The following is a 3,984-nucleotide window of genomic DNA, read 5'->3' on the forward strand; positions in this document are numbered from 1 at the left end:
GGCTGGGCCCGGCGGGCGGGCGGCGGGTCGTCGGAGCGGAGCGCGTCCAGGACGAAGCGCAGCTGCGCGATGGCGTCGCGGCCCCGGTCGGCGATGGCGTCGAACGCCTCCACGGCCCTCTCCGGCGACCGGTCCACCAGCAGGGCGCCGGACTCCGCCTGGACGACCATCAGCCCCACCGAGTGCGTGACGACGTCGTGCATGTCGCGGGCGATCCTGGTGCGCTCCCTGGCGGCGGCCGCGGCCCGCTCCTCCTCCAGCCTGCGGGCGCGCTCCTCCAGCACGCCGATCCGGGCCCGGCGCGCCCTGCCGCCGGTGCCGAGGGCGTACGCGGTGGCGAAGAACATCCCGATGTACCCGGAGTCGATCAGCTCCTCGCCCGGCAGGATCAGCGAGACCAGCAGCAGGACCCCGCCGACCGCCACTCCGGCCAGGCGCCTGGCGGGGGACGGCTGGGCCGCGAGCGTGTAGGTGAGCACCAGGGCCCCGAGCGGCAGCGGGGGCAGGTCGTTCTCCGCGCTCAGCCAGGTCGTGGCGGCCGCGACGACGAAGCCGGCCGGGATGGTGCACCGGCGGCGCCAGAACACCGGCACCGAGGCCAGCAGCGCCGCGGCGACGGCGGCCCCGTGCGGCCTCGGGAGCAGCACGGGGACCAGCGTCCCGGTCGTGACGACCGCCGTGATCACCAGGTCGAGGGTCGTGTCCGACCAGTGCCGCCAGGGGAGCACCGCGTCCGGCGGCCGGCGGGCCATCTCAGTGCTCCTTGCGCTGCTCCAGCGTGGCGGCGAATTGCGCGCCGTCGTTGTGGTGCGGGAAGTCCCCGCCCGGGACGGGGACCCCGAGGAAGCCGCAGAGGGGCTCCCAGCCCTGGCCGACGTGGAACTCCAGCAGCCGGTCGGACGGCACCTCGCGGCGGACCTCCTCGATGTGCCGCTCGAACACCGTGACCGCGTGGTCCCGGTCGGCGAACCCGCCGCCGAAGACGCCGTTCCAGACGATGTCGAGGGACAGGGCGCGCAGCCGGGTGAACACCGGATCGCGGCCGTCGTCGGGGGCGGTGACCGACCGGTAGATGCTGCCGTGGGCGCTCCGGTACCACGAGGCCGGATCGCGGACGGTCAGGATGACCTTGGACTCCGGGTTCCGGGCGACGAGTTCGCGCCAGAACGCCGCGCCCGGCCAGTCGACGGACGAGCGGTACCCGTCGTAGACCTTCTCCCAGTCCGCCCGGCCCGCGGCCGCCTCCTCCCAGAGCGGGATCTCGCCGGGGCGGTCCAGCAGCCCCAGCATGTGGTGGCAGGGGCCGAAACCGAGCTGCTCCAGGGCCGCCTTGAGGGAGAGCGTGCCGGTGCGTCCGAAACCGACTCCGATGACGTCGAGCATGAGGGCCTCCACTGGGGAACGGGACGGGCTGCTAGCGGGCGCCGCGCAGGAGCATCGCCCAGAGGGTGGCGCCCGGGCCGAAGGCCAGCGCCATGGCATGGTGTCCGGGGTCGAGCGGTGCGGCCTGCTGGAGCCGTTCGAGGACGGCAAGGACCGCGGGTCCGGCGGTGTTCCCATGCTCGCGCATCACCGCGCGCGACACGCCGACCGATTCGGCGGGCAGCCGCAGCTCCTCCTCGACGCGGTCGATGATGCGGCGGCCGCCGGGGTGGAGCGCCCACCACGCCAGGTCGCCGCGGCCGAGCCCGTTGCGCGCGAGGAGCGCGTCGACGGGGGCGGGCACCGACGACGCCACGACGTCCGGCATGGTCGGCGCGAGCCGGATGTGCAGGCCGCGATCGCCGACGTGGACCTGCAGGTCCTGGGCGAACCGGGGCGCGGTGAGCACCTCGGTGTCGATGATGTCCAGCCCGGGCAGGCCCGGCCGGCCCGGCCGCAGGACGACCGCCGCCGCGCCGTCCCCGAAGAGCGTCAGGACGACGGCGCCCTCCTTGTCGTACGGCGGCGGCTGGAGGTGGGGCGAGAAGAGGTCCACGCACACCAGGACGGCCGGCCTGCGGTGCACCTCCACCCAGTTCCGGCAGGCGGACAGCGCGGGGAGCGCGGCGTAGCAGCCCATGGGGCCGAGCGACAGCGCCTCGGTGCCGGGCGGCATCCCGAGGTCGTCCAGCAGCCCGTCCAGCCCGGGGGCGGAGTGCGTCGTGGTGGTCGAGGTCGCGAGCAGCCCGACCTCGCCGGGACGCAGCCCGGCGCGGTCGAGCGCGCGGCGGACGGCCTCGGCGGCCAGGGCGCGGGCGTCGGCGAGGCCGCGGTCCATCCGCCGGCCGGTGCCCCACTCGCGCGGATCCTCCACGAAGGGGTTCACGGCCATGCCCTTGGCGCCGATCTCGGAGTTGTCGATGACCCGCGCGACGATGTCGCCGCCCGGGTCGCCGGCGAACAGGGCGGCGAACTCGTCCATCTTGACCGGGGGCGGTGCCGTGAACGCCAGGTCGGTGATGCGTGCCGTCGGCATGGTGCGCCTTTCTCCTGCGAGGCCGTCGTTCACGAGGCCGGGACGGGACGGGGCGCCGGCCGCACCGGCGCGATCTCGCTCAGCGGCAGATCCCGGTCCGCCAGCTCGGCGAGGAGGTTCTCGATGCCGGACAGGAAGGCCGGGATGACCGGTGGCGGGAAGTGGGCGGTGTCGGCCAGGAGGCTGAGCCGGACGGCGTGCGGATCCTCCACGACCCTGAACACCTCCAGGAAGAAGGTGACGCTCGCCCGCTCGACGCGCCGCTCCCAGGCGAACGACGACTCCCCGGGGGGCGCGGGCGGGGCGGGAAGGCGGGTGCGGGTCGGCGTCCATAGATCGTTGAAGGCGACGCTCAGGTCGACACCCGATCCGGCGACCAGCCGGGCCGCCAGGTCGGCGTCGAACTGGCCGTGCCGCTGCGCGCGGAAGGAGGCCTTCCACGCCTCGCGCACCACGTCCCCGAACGTCTCCCCGCCGAGCCCGATGACGGAGATCGTCTCCTGGGCGAGGTTGCCCACGGCGTTGTGGAGGTCCTTGCCCGCGCGGTTGCCGGCCATGAGCCGGACGGCGCACCGGTCGCGGCCGGTGTGCAGGCCGAGGAGCACCGTCGCCGCGGCCAGCAGGACGTGCGTCGTCCCCACGCGGTGCCGGGCGGCGACGGCGTCCAGCGCGAGCGGCACCGCCCGCGACCGGAGCCCGCCGCGCCAGAAGCGCGGGGTCGCGGGCGGGCCGGGCGGCGCGGGGAACATCGTGGGCGGGGCGGCGGCCAGCTCCCGGCGCCAGTGGTCGAGCGCCTGCTCCAGCGCCCGCCGCCCCCGCGGCGAGCGCTCGCGGGCGGCCTTCTCCGCCGGCTGGACGGCGCGCGGGACGCCGGTGAGCCCGCCTTGCAGGAGCCGCACGAACTCGGCTGCCACCACCTGCCCGCTGAGGAAGTCGGCGGCCAGGTGCGACATCCACAGCTGGAAGACCACCGGCCGGTCGTGGAGGAGGACGATCCGGGCGGCGAACGGCAGTTCGGCCGCCGGGTCGTGCTGCGCCCCCGGCGGCCGGGGCCGCCAGTCGCCGGCGAAGGCGTGCAGGTCGTCGACCGCGTCGACGCGGACGAGCCAGACCGTCAGTTCGCCCTCCGCCAGGACCTCCTGGTTCAGGGCGTGGTCGTCGCCGTGGAAGAGGGTGCGGAGCGACTGGTGGCGTTCGATCAGCAGGCGGAGCCCGTCCAGGACCTCGTCCAGGGCGAGTCCCTCGGGCAGCAGCCCGCCCGAGGTCGTGTCGGCGAAGGACGGCTCGCCCGGCCGGCGCATCTTGCGCCAGAAGTCCCACTGCCCGACGGTGCAGGGCGCCGTGCCGCCTCCGTCTCCGTGGAACGCGATCCGCCGTGTGGTGGTCGTGGTCATGTCGTTCCCCTGTACCGGCGGAGCAGCGCGGATCGGCGCTCCGCCTCGTAGCGCTCTTCGAGCGCGGACGGCAGCGTCGGATGCGGGGTCAGGAACCGCGGCCGGAGGGAGGCGCGGTGCCGCTCCCAGCCG

The 3,984-nt window shown here is 75.3% G+C and carries 4 protein-coding genes; all 4 read right to left on the minus strand.

Annotated elements, in window-relative coordinates:
* Nucleotides 1-752, minus strand: a 752-nt coding sequence (locus ETD96_RS42165; RefSeq protein ID WP_138642079.1) for a histidine kinase dimerization/phosphoacceptor domain-containing protein, incomplete at its 3' end; no start/stop codon positions are given.
* A 1-nt stretch (nt 753) separates the two neighbouring features.
* Nucleotides 754-1,383, minus strand: coding sequence for a sulfotransferase family protein (locus ETD96_RS42170; protein WP_138642080.1), 630 nt, complete (start codon nt 1,381-1,383; stop codon nt 754-756).
* A 31-nt stretch (nt 1,384-1,414) separates the two neighbouring features.
* Nucleotides 1,415-2,458 carry a 3-oxoacyl-[acyl-carrier-protein] synthase III C-terminal domain-containing protein gene (locus ETD96_RS42175; RefSeq protein WP_138642081.1) on the minus strand — a complete coding sequence of 348 codons (1,044 nt, stop codon included), beginning with the start codon at nt 2,456-2,458 and terminating at the stop codon, nt 1,415-1,417.
* A gap of 29 nt (nt 2,459-2,487) precedes the next feature.
* Nucleotides 2,488-3,852: a condensation domain-containing protein gene (locus tag ETD96_RS42180; RefSeq protein WP_138642082.1), complete on the minus strand. Its 1,365-nt coding sequence runs from the start codon at nt 3,850-3,852 to the stop codon at nt 2,488-2,490.
* Nucleotides 3,853-3,984 lie beyond the last annotated feature (132 nt).

Source organism: Actinomadura geliboluensis, from assembly GCF_005889745.1.
Classification (GTDB): domain Bacteria; phylum Actinomycetota; class Actinomycetes; order Streptosporangiales; family Streptosporangiaceae; genus Spirillospora; species Spirillospora geliboluensis.